The sequence below is a fragment of the Streptomyces sp. Y1 genome (assembly GCF_041053115.1).
In the GTDB taxonomy this organism is placed as follows: domain Bacteria; phylum Actinomycetota; class Actinomycetes; order Streptomycetales; family Streptomycetaceae; genus Kitasatospora; species Kitasatospora rubellomurina.
The window spans coordinates 1,692,578-1,711,581 of record NZ_CP163445.1; the positions used below are offsets into that span (position 1 = coordinate 1,692,578).

Below are 19,004 nucleotides of genomic sequence, written 5' to 3' on the forward strand. Positions count from 1 at the left end.
TCTCCGCCATCTGCACATCACAGCCAAGGAGAGTCCACCGTGCAGACCACCATTGCCACCCGCGTAGAGTCCGGCTCCTTCTTCGATCTCGGCCGGAAGGACCCGGCGCTGACCCGCCTGCGGGATGACGGCGCCGAGTGGGCCCTGCCGTTCGTCCTGATGGAACGCCTCGTGAATTCCGACACCCCCTACGCCGATTACGCCCGTGCCCTACGCGCCGACAGTGTGCAGGTGTTCGGGGCCGGCTTCGACTGGTTCGACGCCGAGTTGCCCGGACGGATCGCCGACGAGATCAACCTGGCGGACTACGAGATCGTCGAGCACACCGCCGAGCGCCGCGCGGCACTGACCCAGGCGTTGGAGCGGTTGGCCTCGGTCCACCCCGAAGGATTCGACCGCGTGCGGGAGTTCGTTCGGGGACTCCTGTGGGTGGGCCTCAAGTCCGGTGTCCGCGCCTCCTCGCTGACCAGTTCCAGTGACCCGGCGCTGCCCTACGTCATCGTGTTCTCCGAGAAGGCCAGGCACCACATTCCACCGAACACCGTCAGTCCGGAGCCGTCTCACCTCTTCCTGGCAGAGAACATCCTGCACGAGGGAGTCCACCAGTCGGTCAGCTTCCACGTCCTCCAGAACCAGGTCTTCGCCGCCGGGTACTCCTCCAAGACCTCCCCCAAGATCGAGATCGCGTGGCGTGCCGCACAGGGGGTGGCCCGCAACCAGTTCTGGGAGATCGACCGGGCGTTCCACGCAACCTGCGTGTACAACCAGCTGCTGCGGTTCCGCCGGACCGAACTGGGCCGGGACGACCTGACGTCCAACGAGCGTGCGAGCTTCGAGAGTGCCTACGCCGAGGGCGTCCCGGCCGTGCGCTACCTCATGGACCAGCTCGAACTCCAGCGTGAACACTTCACCGTGCACGGCCGGGAGTTGCTGGCCGACCTGCGCCACCAGACTGACCGGCTCTGACGCCGACCATGACCGGATCGGGAACCGAACTAGGGAGGGGTGAGTGCTCCAGCACCTCATCACACATGGCGCGGACCTACGCATGGTCCCCACCGACCAAGACCAGCTGGCCGCGGAAGTCAGGAAGATCCGAGAGGAGCTGCAGACGCTGCCCGCAGGCACGGACGCCGCCCGGACGCGGATCCTGGCGCGGTGGGCCGGCATCGGCCTGCTGAGCCTCGGCAACTACCACGACGCGCGCACGTTCCTACGGCAGGCGCTCGACCTGGCCGCAGCCAGTGGCAATACCCGGGCCGTCATCGCCACCGAACTCAACCTCGGCGACGCGCATCGCTACGCCGGTGACGCGGAGATCGCTGACGTGCACTACCGCAAGGCCCTGGACGCCGCCAAGATCCGACACCCGGAACTCGTCGACTTCGCCCTCCAGCACTTCGGCAAGCACCTCATGGAACAAGGCGACCTTGCGTCTGCACGCGCTCACCTGCGGGAGGCGCGGCGCCTGCGGATCGTCAAGGGTGACACCGAGCTGATCGAGTCCACCCAGGCCGCACTCGACCACGTCGAGCTGCTGATCGGACAGGCAACCGCCGGCGCGAACTTGCCGGCGGCCAGTGACGCAGAAGTGACACAGTGGAGCAGACGATGGACCTCGTGGCTCCAATCCCGCACCACAGCCCGAATGCGGGACCGGTGGGCTGAGGAGTTCACCACCGTGCAGGAAGCTGTGCGCTCGCTCGGCGCACACGAGCGTGTTCGGCCGCGCCACCTCCGTGATCAGGCGTTTCCCGTCAAGCTGATCGCCGCCATGACGCAGGAGGCCGAGAAGGCGCTGGCTGCAGACGGGTACCTTCACAACGGCAAGTGGAACGCGGCAGTCGGCGACGCAGCGAACCGCTTCGCCGGGCACGTCGATCTCGCCGAGGTCGTGGCGCGATCCACCGGCCTGGAGGTCGAACAACCGCACAACGGCGTGTACATCGGCTACCTGGAGGAGGGGCAGTTCCTCGACTTCCACGTTGACGAGTACGGCTTCGGTGAGGCCAACCTGGTCCTGTGCCTCAAGCACGAGCGCCTGCCGGCGACTCCCGCCGTGAGCACCACAGTCTTCATCGGTGCGGACGGCTATCTTGAATGCGATCTCGCAGCAGGAGACTGCGTCGTATTCGATGGCGCGATCACGCCGCACGGCAGGACGCCCCTCAACGCCGGAGAGCGTGTCATCCTGATCAGCTTCGGCTTCCGTGCGCGTGATCCGGCTACGCGTTCAGCCACGTTGCTCCCGCCGGCCCCACGCTGAGGGCGGCGAGCGCTGATCAACCACCTCGGTGGCCCTTCGCTCGTGGAGCGAAGGGCCACCGAGGTCAGGGGGTGTGGTGGTCGAACTCGCCGGCCTTGGTGGCGAGGAGGAAGGTGGCGAGGGCGGTGGGGGTGGTGCGGACCACGGCCTCGCGTGCGTCGGACTCGCGGAGTTCGACGTGTGGGCGGGCGGCGCGTACCTCGACGCAGTTGTCAGTTGCGCCGGAGTAGGTGGACTTCTGCCATGCGGAGTCAGTCATGGTCGGGCCCGATGTAGTCGGCGAGGTAGCCGAGGATCGGGTTCCACTGGGCGATGCGGACCTCGCCGAGGACGCCCGCCGCGCTGTACGGATCGCCGGCGACGAGTTGCTGCACCTCGGGTTCGTCGGCCGCGCGGAAGATGAGCAGGCCGCCGGTGTCGCTGGTCAGCGGGCCGGAGAGGACGAGCTTGCCGTTCTTCTGGAGTTCCGTCAGGTACGCGCGGTGCCTGGGACGGATCTCGAGGTGGCGCTTGTCGGTGGTGAAGACGTACTCGACTGCGTAGTAGGCCATGGCGTCCGCCGCGCTCCTCGTTCGATGGGTGTGGAACGGAACACCAACTGTGCCAGGACACCCCGCCCAAGGCGAGAGCGGTCAGTTGACCTGACCGGCGGGCCGCACGACGAGGTGGTTGACGTCGACGCCCTCGGGCTGGTTGACGGCGAACAGGATCGTGTCGGCGACCTGCTCGGCGGTCAGCGTCGGCGCCTCCGCGGGCGATCCACCGCGCTCGTCCCAGAACGGGGTGTCGACAACTCCCGGGGCGACGACGGTGACGCCGATGCGGTCCTTGGCCACCAGGAGTCGGACGTTCTCGGCCAGCGCGTGCGCGGCCCACTTGGTCACGGAGTACAGGTTGCCGGGCGTGTTCCTGGTGCCCGCGACCGAACCGACGATCACGATCCGCCCCTTGGACTCCCTCAGGTGCGGCAGCGTCTCGCGCACCAGCAGAGCCGGGCCGAGGACGTTGGTGAGGACCATGGCACGCATGGCGGTCGGGTCGTGGTCCTCCAGCGTGCCCGGCAGGGAGTACCCGGCGTTCGCGATCACCGTGTCCAAACGGCCCCACTGGTCAGTGACTTGGCGTACGGCAGTGGCGACGTGGTTCTCGTCGGCGGCGTCACCGGCGATGGTCAGGAGGCGGTCGCCCGCTCCGGTGGAGGTGGCGAACACGGCGAGGCGATCGGCGTCGCGACCGGTGATCGCCACCCGGTGGCCCTGCTTGAGCAGTGCACGGGCAGTGGCCGCACCGATCCCGCTCGAACCGCCGGTGATCAACGTGACGGGTTCCATGGCACGGCCTCCTGGGTGACGGCGGAAATTGGCGGACGCAGGCTACCCGATCATGATGGCCCTTCGCTCTGGAGCGAAGGGCCACCGGAATTAGCTGGCGTGGTGGTCGAACTCGCCCGCCTTGGCGCCGAGGAGGAACCCGGCGAACTTGGCGGGCGCGATCCGGACTATGACCTCGCCGTCGTCGGACTCGCGCAGTTCAACCAGCTCGTTGACAGATCGGGCTTCGACGCACTCGTTGTTCGCAGCGCTGAAGCTGGACTTCTGCCAGTCTGTCTCAGGCATAGCTGGCTTTCACTACTTTCATGATGGATCGAATGAAGTCTCGCGATTCCTCTTCGGAGAGTGCCGTCGAGTCCAGGCGCGAGAAGATGGCTCGGTGCTTGGCGAGGTCTGCCGGGGAGTCGAAGAACAGCGCACCCTGGGACACGTCCATCTGAATGGTGTCCAACTCGGGGACGGCTCCTTCGGCAAAGGTCAGGTTCTCACCGGCGCCCGGAAACGTATCGACGGCGAACGGGACAGCTCGGACTGAGATGCCGGTCCGTTCAGAGTCTTCGAGGAGTGCTCCAAGCTGATCCGCAAGTACCTTGGGGCCTCCGAACTGCATCCGCAATGCGGCCTCGTGAATGAACGCTCGCAGCGGCGTCTCGCCGGAGCGAACGATCTCTTGCCTTCGGATGCGGAAGGATGTTCTGACCCCGAGCTCATCTGCGGACAGCGGCGGAAAGACCCGCGCGAACACAGCAGACGCATAGGCGTCGGTTTGGAGCAGACCCGGCATGTAGGTGGTCGTGCAGATGCTCAGTCGAACCGCGTGGCCTTCGAGCTCCGCGACCTCAAGGAAGTCCGTTGTCAGCGTTCCGCGATACTCCTCCCACCAGCCCTTCCGGCGATCCGACGCCATGTTGGCGAGTGCGTCGATCAACGGCTGGTTGAGGCTGTTGCAGGCCGAGGCGACCATTCGGAGACGTTCAGGACTCACGCCGATCTTCGCGGTCTCCATCTGAGTCATCTGGCCAGGACTGATCCCGAGCCTCTGGGCGAGCTGGCTGCCGCCAAGGCCGGCCTGCTCTCGCAATCTCCGCAACTCGGAACCCAGCCGACGTTGGCGGAGAGTCGGGTTGGCTCGAACAGCCATGGTGTCCTCTCTGCTGGCGATGGGGCCAGTCTGCCGCGCTGGCGGGACGCGGGTCCAACCACGGTAGAGGGAACTTTTCCGTCCGCGCCTAAAATTTCGAGCCCTGTGCGCTATGGTCGATCTCACGTCGATCCGATGGATCGTCAGCAACGGCTGCCTATCCGCCGGTTCGTCTCATCCCCCTCACATCACCGCCTCACGGAGGCTTCCATGTGCAACCGCAACACGCCCTCGCTCGCCATCTCCCGGCAGGCCCTCCGCCACGCCCTGACCCGCTTCGGCTGGGACTCCGAGGTCATCTTCAACGCCGAACTCGCCCTGGTCGAGCTGATCGTGAACGCGTGGCGCCACGGCGACACCCCCGCGCCCGTCGTCCACTTCTCCCTCGTCACCCGCACCCTCCGGGTCTGCGTCTCCGACGAGAGCGACGCCCTCCCCACCCCCCGCACCCCCGGTGACCTCGCCGAGGCCGGGCGGGGCCTCCAGCTGATCGAGGGCCTCACCCACCGCTGGGGCGTCGAGCCCCAGAAGCGCGGCAAGATCGTTTGGTACGAGCTGGACTTCGTCGCGTGAGCCCCGGCACTGTAACTTTCCTCATCGGCGCCGCCTTCGCCGTCCTCCTCACCCTGGCCTTCGCCACCGTCGCCCTCGGCGTCATCACGGCCCTCCGGATGCCGAAGCCCGACGACGAGCAGGACCGCCACATCCGCGTCTGACCACGCTGCCAACGCCGAGCCGGGTGCCCAACTCGGCTCGGCGGCACGGCAATCCGACCTCCGGTCCGGACTCCGACGAGCAGTCACGTTGATATCCGTCGGATTGCGTTGACTCTTGACGGCATCTGTTTGATTTGGTTCGCTTTCCACCGCCCTGCGCAGGGGAGCCAGTTCCTGAACCACCGTCCGTCCCTCCGGACCCAGGAGACACGATGCGCAAGTCGTGGGCCGCGTTACTCGCGGCTTCACTGGCGGCAGCACCCCTCGCCGCCGCCCCGCTCACCAGCACCCCCGCCGCCGCGGCAGACTCCCCCGGCGCCGCAGCCGCACCCGCCCCCACCCCGCCCATGGGCTGGAACGACTGGAACGCCTTCGGCTGCGACGTCGACGAGCAGTTGGTCGAGCAGACCGCCGACAAACTGGTCTCGACCGGCCTCGCCGCCGCCGGCTACCAGTACGTCAACATCGACGACTGCTGGATGGCCAAGTCCCGCGACGCCCAGGGCCGGCTCGTCCCCGACCCGGTCAAGTTCCCGCACGGCATCACGGGCGTCGCCGACTACATCCACGCCAAGGGCCTCAAGCTCGGCATCTACGAGAGCGCCGGCACCCTGACCTGTGCCGGCTACCCCGGCAGCCTCGACCACGAGCAGCAGGACGCGGCCTCCTTCGCCTCCTGGGGTGTCGACTACCTCAAGTACGACAACTGCTACAACCAGGGCATACCGTCCCAGCAGCGCTACCGCGCGATGGGCGACGCGCTCGCCAAGGCCGGCCGCCCGATCGTCTACAGCCTCTGCAACTGGGGCCTGGAAAGCGTGTGGACCTGGGGCCGTACGGTCGGCCAACTCTGGCGCACCACGGGCGACATCGACCCCTCCTTCGGCCGGATGCTGGAGATCTTCCACGCGAACGCCAAGCTCGCCGACGCCGCCGGCCCGGGCGGCTGGAACGACCCGGACATGCTGGAAGTCGGCAACGGCATGACGGCCACCGAGAACCGCGCCCACTTCTCGCTCTGGGCGGAGATGGCGGCCCCGCTCATCGCCGGCACCGATCTGCGCAAGGCGAGCGCGGACACCCTCGCCGTCTACGGCAACACCGAGGTCATCGCCGTCGACCAGGACCGGCTCGGCAAGCAGGGCCGCCCGGTGAGCATGGCCGGGGGCCTGGACGTCCTGGCCAAGCCGCTCGCCGACGGCAGCGTCGCCGTCACGCTGTTCAACGAGAACCCGCAGCCCGCCGCGATCTCGACCACCGCCGCCGCGGTCGGCCTGCCGAGCGCCAAGGGGTACCTGCTGCGGGACCTCTGGCAGCACAGCACCGGGGAGACCGCCGGCACGATCAGCGCCACCGTGCCCGGCCACGGCGCCGTGATGTACAAGGTCACCCCGACCGACCACCCGGGCGGGCAGCACCCGGACCTCGCCCTCGACACCAAGGTGCCCGACCTCGCCCCCGGCGGCTCGGCCACCGTCACCACGACCCTCGTCAACAACGGCGCCCAGTCCGCGAACGACGTCCAGCTCGGGCTGGACGCCCCGGCCGGCTGGACGGTCGAGCCGCTGTCCCCGACCCGGATCGGGCACGTGCCGCCCGGGGGCCGGGCGCAGGCCACCTTCCGCGTGACCGTCCCGGCGAAGCTGCCGACGCCGATCACCCGGGCCACCCTCACCGGCACGGTCAGCGCGAAGGGGCCGGGCGGCCCGCAGAGCGTGACCGCGCCCACGCCGGTCGTGCTGGCCGCGCCCGTGCAGGCGCCGTACCGGACCTTCTCCGACACCACCGCCGTCTTCGGCGCGCAGGACGGGACCTTCGCCATCGACGGCGCGGGCGCCGACCTCTACTACGACGTCGACGAGTACAGCGCCGTCTACCGGCCGGGCGCCGAGCACGACGGCTCCACCACGGTCGTGAAGCTCACCTCGCAGGCGCCGACCAGCGAGTGGGCCAAGGCCGGGATCATGGTCCGCAACGACATCACCAAGCCCGCCCAGTCCCCCGGGTACCTCATCCTGGCCGAGGCCCCCGGCAAGGGCTACGTGCTGCAGTGGGACAGCGACGGCGACGGCAAGCTGGACTCCAACAGCGCGCCGGCGAACCAGGGTTCGGGTTCGGCGACGTACCCGAGCTGGCTGAAGCTGGTCCGCGAGGGCTCGACGTACACCGGCTACTCCTCCACCGACGGGACCACCTGGACGCAGGTCGGCCGGGCCACCCTCCCGGGCGCGGCGGCGAGCCAGGACGTCGGGGTGTTCACCAGCTCGCACAGCGCGGGCACCAGCGGCGAGGCCGACTTCACGGGCTTCACCCAGAGCTGAGCAGGCCGCACGCGGGGCCCCGGCCGGTCGGGAGTCGACCGGCCGGGGCCCCGCGCCGGGCCTACCGCAGGTGCCGGGCGTTCAGGTGCCGGGCGTTCAGGTGTCGGACGAAGAACCCGGCCGCGTCCTCGCCCGCGAACCGCGGAACGCCGGTGTGGCCGCCCATGTTGGCGTGCAGGGTCTTCTCCTTGCTGCCGAAGGCGTCGAACAGCTCCAGGGACGCCTGCCGGTCGTTCCCCTCGTCGTCCCACTGCAGCAGCACGTGCAGCGGAATGCTGACCTGCCGCGCCTCCTCGACGATGGCGCGCGGGACCAGGCTCCCGGCGAAGAGGCCGGCGGCCACGATGCGCGGTTCGACCACCGCCAGGCGGACCCCGATGGAGATCACTCCCCCCGAGTACCCGACCGGCCCGCCGATCTCCGGCAGCGCCAGCACGGCGTCCAGGGTGGCCCGCGCCTCCGGGACGGCCAGCTCGACCAGCGGGAGGACGAGGGCGTCGACGATCTCGGCGCCGACCGGCTCGCCGGCCTGCATCGCCCGCCGCAGGTCGGCGCGGCCCTGTTCGAGGACGGCCAGTCGGGGCCGGTCACCACCGCCCGGGAGCTCGACGGTGACCGCGGCGAAGCCGTCCGCCGCCGCCCGCCGGGCCCGCTCCACGAGCCGGGGGTACATCGCGCGCAGGCCGAGCGGGGGGAGGCCGAGCAGGATCAGCGGCACCGGCTGGGACGCGGAGGCGGATGCGGGCGTCCACAGGATGCCGGGGATCTCGCCGAGGGTGAATTCGCGTTCGAGGACGCCGTCGTCGAGGCGTCGCTCAGAAGTGATGTGCATGGTCGTGCCTTTCGGGAGTGCTCTGAAAGCGGCGCTCCCGGACGACGACCTATCGCCCGACCGTGACCCCGGAGGGGAGCACCCATGTCGATACTGCGTTCACGGGTACCACCTCCTCGTTCTCTCCCACGGTCACCGGCACCGTAGCAGCGGTCGCCGTGCTCCGCCAAGCCCGGCGCCGCCCGGAGCGTTCTCCGGACGGCGCGCGGACGTGCCCCGCCGCGGCGCTAGTTGGCGAGGCTGAAGTCCCCGCCGACCGGGGCGGCGAGCTTGTCGACACCGGTCAGCGCGGTGAGCGAGGTGACCGGGGTGGTGCTGTTGTCGGTGGTGCCGTTGCCGAGCTGCCCGGAGCCGTTGTTGCCCCAGGAGCGGACGGTGTTGTCGCCGAGCAGCGCGACGGTGTGCTCGCGGCCGCCCGCGACCAGCTGGACGCCGGTGATGCCGGGCACCGGGACGGGGGTGATGCGGTAGTCCGTCGTCCCGTCGCCGATCTGGCCGGAGGTGTTCTGGCCCCAGGCCTTCAGCTTGTTGTCGCTGTCGGTGACGGCCATGCTGTGGTTGCAGCCCGCCGCGATCTGGGAGACGCCGCCGAGCCAGATGCCCTGGGTGTCGACCGGGGTGTAGCGGCTGATGGTGCTGTTGTCGCCGAGCTGCCCGGTGGCGTTGTAGCCCCAGGCCTTCACCGCGTTGCCGCTGGTCGGCTTGCTCGGCCCGCTCGGCGGCCCGACCAGGGCGATGTTGTGGTTGCAGCCCGCCGCGATCCGGGTGACACCGGTCAGGTTGCTGACCTGGAAGGCGACGTTGCGGCTGGCCGAAGTGCCGTCGCCCAGCTGGCCGTTGATGTTGTAGCCCCAGGCCCAGACGGTGCCGTCCTCGCGCAGCGCGATGCTGTGGTTGAGCCCGGCGGCGATCGCGATCACCTTGTTGAGGCCTTCGACCCGCACCGGCACGCTGCTGTCCGTGTTGGTGCCGTTGCCGAGCTGCCCGTAGTTGTTGTGGCCCCAGGCGACGACGGTCTGGTCGGCGAGCAGGGCGAGGCTGTGCGCGCCGCCGCCCGCGATGTCGGTGACGTTGCTCAGGTTCACCACCTGGCCGGGCGCGTTGTGGCTGAACACCGAGCCGTCGCCGAGCTGCCCGAAGGTGTTGGCGCCCCAGGACTGGACGGTGCGGTCGGTCAGCAGCGCGAGGCCGTGGCCGTTGGTGGGGCCGGCGCCGCCGGCGGCGACCTTGACCACCTCGGCGCTGGTCAGCCCGAGCACGCTCGTCGAGGTCGTCCGGAAGTCGGTCCAGGTGCCGTCGCCGAGCTGGCCGGAGCGGTTGTTGCCCCAGGCCTTGAGCCGCTTCTCCTGGGCGTGCGCGCTGCCGGCCGGTAGCGCGGCCAGCCCGAGCGCGGTCAGTGCGGCGACGGCGGCGGCGAGCGCCGGGCGCAGCCGACCTCGGTGTGCGGTACGGGAGTTGGTCATGTGCTGCCTTCCTGATCGGCGGGGCGGGGAGGTCACCGCGCCAGGCTGAAGCTGCCGTTGGAGGGGGCGGCCACCATGGAGACGGCGCCGGACTTGGCCAGCACCTGCACCGGGGTGGCCTTGTCCTTGGTGGTGCCGTCGCCGAGCTGGCCCTTGTCGTTCAGGCCCCAGGCCTGGACGGTGCCGTCCGAGAGCACGGCCAGGTTGTGCGAGGCGCCGGAGGCGATGCCGATGGCCCCGGTGACGCCGGGGATCGGCACGCTGGTGTTGCGCTGGGTCTGGGTGCCGTCGCCGACCTGGCCCTTGTCGTTCAGGCCCCAGCCGCGCAGGGTCTTGTCCTGAAGGAGGGCGATGCTGTGCGAGGCGCCGGCGGAGAGCGCGGTGACGTTCTTGAGCTCCAGGACCGGCACCGGGTAAGGCTTGTTGACGATGCTGTCGTCGCCCAACTGCCCCTTGTCGTTGAGGCCCCAGGACATCACCGAGCCGTCCGCGAGCAGCGCGAAGGCGTGCGAGGCACCGGCGGCGATGCCCTTGACGGTGGTCAGCTCGGGGATCTGCATGGCGGTGGTGCGGGTGGTCGGGGTCGGCGTGGGCACGGTGGCGGTCGAGCTCGACGGCTTCGCGGTGACGCCGAGCTGGCCCTTGTCGTTGTTGCCCCAGGTCTTGACGGTGCCGTCCGCGAGCAGGGCCATGCTGAACGCGTCACCGGCCGCGATCGCCTTGACGCTGTCCAGCCCGGCCACCGTTACCGGCAGGTTGGCGTTGGTGTTGGTGCCGTCGCCCAGCTGGCCCTTGTCGTTCAGACCCCAGGCCTGGACGGTGCCGTCCTTCAGCAGGGCGAGCGCGTGCGCGCCGCCGGCCGCGACCGCCTGGACGCCGCCCAGCCCGGCCACCAGCGCCGGCACCGCCCACTCGTCGGTGGTGCTGGTGGTGCCGTTGCCGAGCTGGCCCTTGTCGTTCTTGCCCCAGGCCTCGACGGTGCCGTTGGCCAGCAGGGCGAGGCCGAAGCCGGTCACGGTGGCGCCGGTGCCGCCGGTGCCACCGGCAGCGACCGAGTTGAGCTCGGCGCCGGACAGCCCGACGACCGAGGTCGGGGTGAGCCGCTGGGTCTTGGTGCCGTCGCCCAGCTGGCCGTTGGCGTTCTGCCCCCAGGAGCGCAGCCGCAGGTCGTACGCGGAGGCGGCGGAGGTGGGCAGCGCGACGGAGCCGAGCAGGGCCAGGCTCGCGACCAGGGCGGGTACGGCGGCCGCGGGCAGGCGGCGGAACTTGCGGTGCAGCGGGTGCATCTCTTCCTCACGTTCGAAGGGCGGCGGGGCACGGGGATGCCCGGCGACGGCACGGGATGCCGCCACTCGGGGTGGTGACGGGGTGGGTCGGGTGACGGGTGGGTCAGAGGCAGGGGCGCGCCGGGGCCGCCCGGCGGACGGGCTCGCCGACGATCAGGCCGGGCGGCGGCAGCGGCCGGTGGTGCGGCGCGACGTGGGCGGCGTCGTCGCCGACGCAGGGCGGCACCGGTCGCACGACGGCCGGGGCGGTCGCCGCGGCCGGGGCGGCGCCGAGCAGCGGCAGGGAGCAGGCGAGCAACAGCAGGCCTCGCGCGGCGGAGCGGGAAAGCGGTGACATGACGTCCCTCGGGATCCGGGCACGCGGCATCCTGGCCGCACGGCCGTAGCTGGGAGTGGAGATCGGATCGCCGGAAAGCCTCCCCAAGGAACAGAACGGTCGTGCGGTTCCGAACGGCTTTCCACACAGTCGGCCCAGCCGGATCGTTCGCCTTCGCTCCATCGGACGGTCAGTGGTTGCGGTCCGTGACGGAGGCCCGAAGCATGGAGCGCCGGGGCTGGTTCACCGTCAGCTCACCATGGCGCAAGTGCCCGACGAATCCGCCGACTTCAGTGGGAGAGACCGTGCTGCGAACACAGCTCGCCAGACTTCTAGCCGTCACCCTCGGTGCCGCCCTCGCCGTGGCGGCGCCCGCTCCGGCGGGGGCCGAGGACACCCAGCCGGCCGTCGTGGTGAACGGAACGTTCTCCTCGCCGACCGTGCCGGCCGGCCAGACCTGGGCCTCGGGCGTCGACGGCTGGAGCGGCGCGGCCGGCGTCGCCTCCGCCGCCTACGCCGCCCACCCGCGAGGCTTCCAGGCGGCCACGCTCGGCTGGAACGGCAACGCGGTCTCGCTCAGCACCCGGGTCCGCGGTGTCCGGGCCGGCGCCACGGTGACCCTCAGCTGGGACGACTCCCCCTACGCCTGCGCCGCCCAGGGCGCCGCCAGGCGGACGTACACCGTGACAGTCGCCGGACAGGGCAACAGTCCGGGCAGCTTCGGCTCCAACATCCCCAATGGCAGCACGAATTGGTTCCTCGGCCGCACCTACTCCTTCACCGCCGCCGAGGACGCGCCGCAGATCACCTTCACCCCGACCAACACCGACAACCCCGGCTGCGGCGTGTTCTTCACCAACGTCGACGCCAAGCAGACCGCCCCGCCGCAGCAGCCGCCCGCGCAGGACCCGTGCGCGGGCGACGCGGCGAGCACCCCGCAGTGCAAGGACGTCGCGGACAACAAGGACCAGATCAGCAAGTGCAAGGCCTCCGACCGGGACTGCCTGGCGACCGTCGCCGGTGACGGCAAGGCGGAGAAGGACGGCATCGCCGACGAGAAGCAGACGCTGACGGACTTCAACAAGGTCCCCCGCGACCAGAAGCCGAACGACGCGGCCACCGGGCTGTGCGCCCTGCCGAACGCGCTGACGGACGTCCCGCCCGGCAACGCGGTCGTCCCGCCGAGCGACTGGTGGTACTGCTGATGCGGCGCCGGCTGCTGCGCCGGGTCGGCTGCTCGGTGGCGACGGCCGGACTGGCCCTCGCCGCCGCCCCGCCCGCGCACGCCGCCGACACGGTGGCCGTCCCGGTCCTCAACGGCACCTTCGCGCAGCCCGTCGCCCCCGACAACGGCACGGCCGCCGGGCACGCCGACTGGTCGCCGGAGAACAACGGCGTGGTCTTCGGCAAGGCACTCGCCCAGCACCCGCAGGGCTACCAGGCGGCGTCGCTGAACTGGAACGGCTCCCCGCTGGTCCTGCGCACCCGGCTGTGGGGCGTGAAGGCGGGTTCGCACGTCACCCTCAGCTGGGACGACAGCCCGGGCGTGGACCGGCGCTGCACGGCCGAGCAGCTCAAGGACGGCCAGACGTACAACGTCGCGCTGATCGCCCCCGGGCCGGTGCCGGACCCGCAGATCACCACCAAGGGCACCGACACCGTCGGCACCGCCAACTGGACCACCGGGCGCAGCTTCGGCTTCGACGCCCCCGAGGACAACCCGATGGTCTCGTTCGAGTCCGCCGAGCGGCGCGACTCCCTCTCCTGCGGCCCGCTGATCACCAACGTCACCGCCGCGCAGACGCCCGCGCCCGTCGACCAGAAGGTCCGCAAGGAGCAACTGCCGCCGCCCAAGGGCTACAAGGGCAACGAGCCGCTGGAGCCGGGCGTCGTGGTGGACGACTGCGAGGGCGCGGCCGCCAACTGCACCTTCACCGTGGACAAGGGCTCCTCCTACCAGTACTACGGCCAGACCCGGATCGTCGGCGAGGTGTACCTCAACTGCAGCCGCAACGCGATCGTGGACGACCGGAAGATCACCGTCACCGAGCCGCCGTACGACAGCCTGACGCAGTACTACGCGCTGAAGGGCACCCCGCTGGTGCCCAGCCGCTCCGACATCTCGCAGAGCCGGCCCAACCTGGCCGGCCAGGCCGCCGCCGGGTTCAGCGCGGCGGGCGGCAACCCGGCGGCCGTCTCGACCACCAACCCGCTCACCTGGAGCCGGACGAGCACCAAGGGCCTCAACCCCACCATCCAGCCGGGCGAGGTGAGTTGGATCGAGGTGCAGCCGGCCCGCGAGCGGGTGGCGGGCACCTTCACCAACGCCCGCAACAAGTACCGGCTCGACGCGGTCTTCGACGTCCCGGCGACCTCCCTGCCGGACCGCTACTTCCAGCGCACCGGCCCGTTCACCGACGTCGAGCTGCAGCGCTGCGCCGCCGCCCGGCCGACCGCCGGCACGCCGGACAACGGGGCGAACCCGGGCAACCGGCTGGTCTCCGTCGACGCGCCGCCGGCCGGGGTGCGGGCGCGGTCGGTAGCGCTCAACCCGTAGGCAGCGCGCACGGCGTGGCCGCCTGCCCGAGGATCCGGGCAGGCGGCCTAGGCACGTCCGGCGGCTACCGGTCCAGCGCCGCCCAGCTCCCCTCGGGCGTCAGCCGGTACTGCTCGACGGGCCGGGCGCCGTCCGTGCGCGGGGGCGCCTCGATCGGCTCGCTCGGAAGGGACCGCCCCGGCGGGCGCATCGACAGGCACTTGTCCGTCGCGCTGAAGGTCTGCGCGACGACGGTGCTGACGTTGACGGTCGACGGGCTGTCGACGATCACGTTCTTGATCAGCTTCGCGGCGCCGTCGACGCTCAGCTCGCCCACCGTGCGGGTCATCGCGTTCAGCGTGCCGAACTGCAGCTCGTCGCCGGACTTCACGGTGAACTTGACCTGGGTGGTCTCGGTCACGACCTGCCGCCACTCGTGCGACCAGGTGGCCTTGAAGGCGGACTGGAAGCTGGCCTGGGCGCTGAGCTTGAGCGCCGCGGAGCCCGCCACGTTGCCGCTCACGTTCACGCTCCCGCCGTTGCTGATCTCCGAGTTCGGGCCCTTGTCCTTGGGCGGCGTGTGGTCGGTGTGGTTGACGGTGGTGGTGTTGCTGCCGGCGATGCTGCCGCCGACCGTGGTGGTGTTGTCGATGGTGCCGGTGAGTGTGACGCTCCCGGAGATCTCCCCCGAGATGTTGTCCTTGGTGCTGTTCTCCAGCACCACCGTGCGCTCGACGGTGATCGGCTTGTTGGTGCAGTTGATCGCCGCGTTGCCGACCGAGACCACGCCCGTGGTGAGCTCCCGGGACAGTCCGGGGATGACGCGGAACGAGCAGCCGTAGTCCTGCCCGCAGCCGTGCGCGAGGGCCGGGGCGTCCGGCAGCGGGGTGTCGCCGTCGAAGGCCTGCGCCTGGGGCTGGTCGTCGGGGGCGGGCTCCGCCGCGAAGGCCTGCCCGGTGCACAGGGCCACGGCGATCAGGGCCGCCGGCAGGGCCCGCACCGCCCGCGTCCGGCGCTTCACCGCGGCCTCCAGGTGCCCTCGGCGGTGCGGACGAAGACGGCGTCCGGCACCCGGTCGGACTCCACCGGCGGGAGTTCGATCAGGCCCGCCCCGGCCCGGCCCGGGGGCCGCAGCGAGAGGCACTTGTCCGGGACGGAGAAGGTCTGCGCCACGATCGAGCTGGCGGTGACGATGGACGGGCTGTCCACCGTGACGTTCTTGATCAGCTTGCCGGTGTTGTTCACCGTCAGCTCACCGGCGGCCCGCGACATGGCGCTCACCATCCCGAACTGGATCTCGTCGCCCGGGCTGACGGAGAAGGACACCTTGGTCGTCTCGGTCGCCTGGGCCTGCCACTGCCGCGAGAAGGCGGCCTTGAAGGCGGACTGGAAGGTGGCCGAGACGCCGAGGTGCAGCGCGTTCGAGCCGGTCACCGTCGCCGTGACCCCGGCGGCGTTGGTGGTCTGGTCCTGGGTGGTCGGGCCCTTGTCCTTGCTCGGGCCCCACTGGGTGATGCCGTTGGTCATGGTGGGCGCCACGCTCGCCTGGCCGGAGACCGTGACCGTGACGTCGATCCCGCCCTGGATGCTCGCGCTGCCGGAGATCTCACCGCCGATGTTGTCGGTGCTGGTGCTCACCAGGGTGACGGTGCGGTTGACGTCCATGTCGCCGTTGGTGCAGTTGATCGCCGCGTTGCCCACCGACACCACGCCGCTGGTGAACTCGCGCGGCGCCCGGTCGTACAGCCGGAAGCGGCAGGCCGAGGGCTGGTCGCACTGGCTGGTGACGTCCTTGGTGGAGGCGAGCGGCTTGTCCCCGTCCAGGGCCTGCGCGGCCGGGGGCGGCGGCGCGCCGCTGTCGGCGGCGGCGCTGCTCGGCACGGCGGACGGGACCAGGACGGCTATCGCCACGCCGGGGACCAGCAGGGTGAACCGGGCGGCGCGCCGCCACGGTGGCGGGCAGGCGGAAACGACCACGGATGCTCTCCTCGTTCGTCGGACCGGCGGTACCTCCCATCCTGGGCGAGGGTCGCATCGCAGGCGAACGGTCGGCCGGTTCCCGTCCGCCATTCGATGGCACGTCACGCCCGGGCGCCCGGCGTCAGGGGGTGACGCGCAGCACGAACTTGCCCGTGGAGTCGCGGCGTTCGAGGACCTCACGGCCCTCGGTGTGCGGTGTGCGGTGTGCGGCATGATCGTGACGTCCATGCTTGCTCGTCACATCCTGGCCCACCGACAGAACGAGGACGCCCGATGACCACGACCGCCTTCCCGTCCGGAACCGCCCTGGTGCTGGTGGACCTCCAGCACTGGATCGTCAGCCGCCCGGTCGCCCCGCACTCCGGCGCCGCGGTGGTGCGCGCCGCCGCCCGGCTGAAGGCGGCCTTCGAGGCGGCCGGGCGGCCGGTGGTGCTGGTGCGGCACGCCCGGCTGGACGGCACCGACGGCGGACCGGACTCGCATTTCAACCGCTTCGCCGAGGAGGTGGCGGCCCGGCCCGGCAACGAGGTGGTCACCAAGTACACGATCTCCGCCTTCGCCGGCACCGACCTGGACGCGCTGCTGCGCCGGCTCGGCGCGACCGCCCTGGTGGTCGCGGGCATCGCCACCGAGTACGGCGTCGGGGAGACCGTCCGCGGCGCCGTCGCCCTCGGCCACCCGGTCACCGTCGTCGAGGACGCCGTGTCCGCACTCTCCGCCCCTGCCCACACGGCCGCCCTGGCGGCGCTGCGCGGCCTGGGCGTCACGGTCACCTCCACCGACGAGCTGATCGGCCCCGCGGACTGACCGTCAGCCCCCGCCAACTACGGACCGGATCCCGGCACTTCTGCCGCGTATAGTCGTGCCGAGACGCATCCACCCCCGGGCCGGAGGTTCCCCTTGACCGCTTCGCACTCCGACCAGGTCATCGCCGGCCAGGCCATGTACAACCCGTCTACGCTGCGGCTGTACGACTTCGCGGCCTTCCAGCTCAACTGCCGGTTCCTGTTCCGCGTCCCGGTGTCCGAGGTGGTCGGCCTGTTCGACCGCAACGTGTCCGCGAAGCACCTGGACCTCGGGGTGGGGACGGGCTACTTCCTGGACCACTGCCGGACCCATCCGGGGCAGGCCATCACCCTGGCCGACCTCAACGAGCACTCGCTGAACCACGCGGCGGCCCGGCTGGCCCGCTTCGACGTCACGACCGTCCAGGCCAACGCCCTGGAGCCGCTGCCGCTGCCCGGGCGGGAGTTCGGCTCGGCGTCGATGAACTTCCTGCTGCACTGCGTGCCCGGCGACATGCGCGAGAAGGCCGTGGTGTTCGACAACGTCGCGGCCTGCGTGAAGCCCGGCGGGCGGCTGTTCGGCGCCACCGTGCTGACCGGGGGCGTGCCGGTGAACCCGCTCGCCAAGGTCATGCTGGGGGCGTGGAACAAGCGCGGCATCATGCACAACGCCGCGGACTCGCTCGACGACCTGCGCGACGCGCTGGCCGCCCGCTTCCCGCAGCACAAGCTCACCGTGCGCGGCTGCGCCGCCCTCTTCGAGGCCGAGGTGCCGTAGCCCCGCAGCGAGCACGACGGGCCCGAACTCCTCATTGGCCGGGAGGAGTTCGGGCCCGCTGTCGTACCTCAGGTGCGGCGCGGCACCGGGATGACGTAGCGGCTGAACACCAGGTCGCGCAGGACGTCGTCGCCGCCCTCCACGATGGAGATGTAGCGCATGTCCCGCATCAGCTTGCCGATCGGCGACTCGTCGGTGTAGCCGAGCCCGCCGAACATCTCCGAGCCGACGCTCGCCACGTCCCAACCCGCCTGCCCGCAGAACATCTTGGCCGTCAGCGCGGACTTGAGGGTGCCCTGCCGGTGCCACAGGTCGGCGGCGTTCGGGTTCGCCATGACGGCGTCGTAGTCCCGGGCGGCGCGCAGCAGATGGCTCTTCATGACGTCGATCTGCATCTCCATCTGCCCGAGCTTGGCCGCGAACACCGGGTTCTCCAGCAGCGTGCCGTCGCGCAGCGGCTTGGTCTTGGCGTAGGTCATGCAGAGGTCGCGGATGCGACGGGCGATGCCGAGCCCGGTGGTGGCGATCAGGATCCGGCTGGCGTTCAGGCCGATCTCCAGCAGCCGCAGGCCGGAGCCCTCCAGGCGGTTGGCCACGGGCACCCGGCAGCCCTTCAGGCTGACCTGGTAGCTGTACGAGGCGCGCACGCCGATGACGTTCCAGCGCTTCACGACCTCGATGCCGGGCGTGTCGCGCGGCACGAGCACGGCGTGGTGCACCTCCGGGTCCTCCGCCGAGCGGCCGACGACCACCAGGAAGTCGGCGAAGTCGGAGTTGGTGGAGATGAACTTCTCGCCGGTGATGACGAGTTCGTCCCCGTCCACGGCCACCAGGGTGTCGATCTTGCCGAGCTCGCTGCCCGCAACCCGCTCGCTTCCCGGCGTCGCGCAGAACGAGCCCCGCTCGACCATCGGCGCCAGGTACCGCTTCTTCAGCTCCTCGGAGCCGTACAGCTGCACCATGCTGGTGCCCAGCACCGAGATGAACAGCGTGAACGCCACCCCGGCGTCCCCGTAGGCGAGTTCGTTGACGATCTCGACGCCGTCCGCCAGGCTCAGGCCCCGGCCGCCCAGCTCCTCGGGCAGCCACCAGTTCGCCAGCCCGGTCTCCCGGAACTTCTCGTACACGTCCGCGGGCTTGTCCTGGAACGTGTCGAACTCGGCGTGCCGGCCGTCCAGGTGCTCCTTGACGAACGCGCGGACGGCCTTCAGGTCTTCGGGCTTCATGCTCTCACTTTCGGGTCGGTCGGCCTG

21 protein-coding genes are annotated in these 19,004 nt (G+C 70.7%); 9 read left to right on the plus strand and 12 right to left on the minus strand.

What is annotated here, in order from left to right; translation table 11 throughout:
* The first annotated feature begins 39 nt into the window (after positions 1-39).
* On the plus strand, positions 40-966 hold the full coding sequence (locus tag AB2U05_RS07190; RefSeq protein ID WP_045710923.1) for a hypothetical protein: 927 nt from the start codon (positions 40-42) through the stop codon (positions 964-966).
* A gap of 43 nt (positions 967-1,009) precedes the next feature.
* A complete protein-coding gene (locus tag AB2U05_RS07195) occupies positions 1,010-2,266 on the plus strand; it encodes a tetratricopeptide repeat protein (RefSeq protein WP_045700633.1) in 1,257 nt (418 codons plus the stop codon).
* Between the two features lie 64 nt (positions 2,267-2,330).
* Here AB2U05_RS07195 and AB2U05_RS07200 read toward each other — a convergent pair whose 3' ends face one another.
* The 5 genes from AB2U05_RS07200 to AB2U05_RS07220 form a co-directional block, all read right to left on the minus strand.
* A complete protein-coding gene (locus AB2U05_RS07200) occupies positions 2,331-2,525 on the minus strand; it encodes a DUF397 domain-containing protein (RefSeq protein WP_369182777.1) in 195 nt (64 codons plus the stop codon).
* Positions 2,518-2,817 carry a YciI family protein gene (locus AB2U05_RS07205; RefSeq protein ID WP_369182778.1) on the minus strand — a complete coding sequence of 100 codons (300 nt, stop codon included), beginning with the start codon at positions 2,815-2,817 and terminating at the stop codon, positions 2,518-2,520. Before AB2U05_RS07205 ends, AB2U05_RS07200 begins: the two co-directional genes overlap by 8 nt.
* Positions 2,818-2,898: 81 nt before the next feature.
* Positions 2,899-3,597: an SDR family oxidoreductase gene (locus AB2U05_RS07210; protein WP_369182779.1), complete on the minus strand. Its 699-nt coding sequence runs from the start codon at positions 3,595-3,597 to the stop codon at positions 2,899-2,901.
* Positions 3,598-3,687: 90 nt separating this feature from the next.
* Complete coding sequence (locus tag AB2U05_RS07215) at positions 3,688-3,882, minus strand: DUF397 domain-containing protein (RefSeq protein ID WP_045710919.1); 195 nt, start codon at positions 3,880-3,882, stop codon at positions 3,688-3,690.
* Complete coding sequence (locus AB2U05_RS07220; protein ID WP_045710918.1) at positions 3,875-4,738, minus strand: helix-turn-helix transcriptional regulator; 864 nt, start codon at positions 4,736-4,738, stop codon at positions 3,875-3,877. Before AB2U05_RS07220 ends, AB2U05_RS07215 begins: the two co-directional genes overlap by 8 nt.
* Positions 4,739-4,948: 210 nt before the next feature.
* Between AB2U05_RS07220 and AB2U05_RS07225 the strand changes: the two genes are divergently transcribed.
* The 3 genes from AB2U05_RS07225 to AB2U05_RS07235 all read left to right on the plus strand — a co-directional run bounded on the left by AB2U05_RS07225 (position 4,949) and on the right by AB2U05_RS07235 (position 7,775).
* On the plus strand, positions 4,949-5,311 hold the full coding sequence (locus AB2U05_RS07225; RefSeq protein ID WP_052707562.1) for an ATP-binding protein: 363 nt from the start codon (positions 4,949-4,951) through the stop codon (positions 5,309-5,311).
* Entirely contained in the window at positions 5,308-5,454 is a 147-nt protein-coding gene (locus AB2U05_RS07230; RefSeq protein ID WP_157882202.1) for a hypothetical protein, read from the plus strand. The genes AB2U05_RS07225 and AB2U05_RS07230 overlap by 4 nt, the downstream gene beginning before the upstream one ends.
* Positions 5,455-5,666: 212 nt before the next feature.
* The gene (locus tag AB2U05_RS07235; RefSeq protein WP_167352956.1) at positions 5,667-7,775 is read left to right on the plus strand and encodes an NEW3 domain-containing protein; all 2,109 of its coding nucleotides are present in this window, start codon (positions 5,667-5,669) and stop codon (positions 7,773-7,775) included.
* Between the two features lie 61 nt (positions 7,776-7,836).
* Here the strand turns inward: AB2U05_RS07235 and AB2U05_RS07240 are convergent, their stop codons facing one another.
* The 4 genes from AB2U05_RS07240 to AB2U05_RS07255 all read right to left on the minus strand — a co-directional run bounded on the left by AB2U05_RS07240 (position 7,837) and on the right by AB2U05_RS07255 (position 11,693).
* Positions 7,837-8,607, minus strand: a complete 771-nt coding sequence (locus AB2U05_RS07240) for an alpha/beta hydrolase (RefSeq protein WP_369182780.1) — start codon at positions 8,605-8,607, stop codon at positions 7,837-7,839.
* Between the two features lie 227 nt (positions 8,608-8,834).
* Complete coding sequence (locus AB2U05_RS07245; protein WP_369182781.1) at positions 8,835-10,070, minus strand: RCC1 domain-containing protein; 1,236 nt, start codon at positions 10,068-10,070, stop codon at positions 8,835-8,837.
* Positions 10,071-10,102: 32 nt separating this feature from the next.
* Positions 10,103-11,356 carry an RCC1 domain-containing protein gene (locus tag AB2U05_RS07250; protein WP_369182782.1) on the minus strand — a complete coding sequence of 418 codons (1,254 nt, stop codon included), beginning with the start codon at positions 11,354-11,356 and terminating at the stop codon, positions 10,103-10,105.
* 103 nt (positions 11,357-11,459) lie between these two features.
* Entirely contained in the window at positions 11,460-11,693 is a 234-nt protein-coding gene (locus AB2U05_RS07255; RefSeq protein WP_045700647.1) for a hypothetical protein, read from the minus strand.
* Between the two features lie 284 nt (positions 11,694-11,977).
* On the opposite strand from AB2U05_RS07255, the gene AB2U05_RS07260 reads away from it, so the two are divergent.
* Together AB2U05_RS07260 and AB2U05_RS07265 are read left to right on the plus strand one after the other, a co-directional pair.
* Complete coding sequence (locus AB2U05_RS07260) at positions 11,978-12,877, plus strand: hypothetical protein (protein ID WP_369182783.1); 900 nt, start codon at positions 11,978-11,980, stop codon at positions 12,875-12,877.
* Positions 12,865-14,229 carry a hypothetical protein gene (locus tag AB2U05_RS07265; RefSeq protein ID WP_369182784.1) on the plus strand — a complete coding sequence of 455 codons (1,365 nt, stop codon included), beginning with the start codon at positions 12,865-12,867 and terminating at the stop codon, positions 14,227-14,229. Before AB2U05_RS07260 ends, AB2U05_RS07265 begins: the two co-directional genes overlap by 13 nt.
* Positions 14,230-14,293: 64 nt before the next feature.
* Here AB2U05_RS07265 and AB2U05_RS07270 read toward each other — a convergent pair whose 3' ends face one another.
* Positions 14,294-15,229 (minus strand): hypothetical protein, encoded by a 936-nt coding sequence (locus AB2U05_RS07270; RefSeq protein ID WP_369182785.1) that lies wholly within the window; start codon positions 15,227-15,229, stop codon positions 14,294-14,296.
* The gene (locus AB2U05_RS07275; RefSeq protein ID WP_052707565.1) at positions 15,226-16,185 is read right to left on the minus strand and encodes a hypothetical protein; all 960 of its coding nucleotides are present in this window, start codon (positions 16,183-16,185) and stop codon (positions 15,226-15,228) included. Before AB2U05_RS07275 ends, AB2U05_RS07270 begins: the two co-directional genes overlap by 4 nt.
* Positions 16,186-16,461: 276 nt before the next feature.
* Between AB2U05_RS07275 and AB2U05_RS07280 the strand changes: the two genes are divergently transcribed.
* Both AB2U05_RS07280 and AB2U05_RS07285 read left to right on the plus strand, forming a co-directional pair.
* Entirely contained in the window at positions 16,462-16,995 is a 534-nt protein-coding gene (locus AB2U05_RS07280) for a cysteine hydrolase family protein (RefSeq protein ID WP_369182786.1), read from the plus strand.
* A gap of 93 nt (positions 16,996-17,088) precedes the next feature.
* Positions 17,089-17,751, plus strand: a complete 663-nt coding sequence (locus AB2U05_RS07285; RefSeq protein WP_369182787.1) for a class I SAM-dependent methyltransferase — start codon at positions 17,089-17,091, stop codon at positions 17,749-17,751.
* Positions 17,752-17,819: 68 nt separating this feature from the next.
* On the opposite strand, the gene AB2U05_RS07290 is transcribed toward AB2U05_RS07285, so the two are convergent.
* The gene (locus AB2U05_RS07290; protein ID WP_369182788.1) at positions 17,820-18,977 is read right to left on the minus strand and encodes an acyl-CoA dehydrogenase family protein; all 1,158 of its coding nucleotides are present in this window, start codon (positions 18,975-18,977) and stop codon (positions 17,820-17,822) included.
* Between the last annotated feature and the right edge of the window lie 27 nt (positions 18,978-19,004).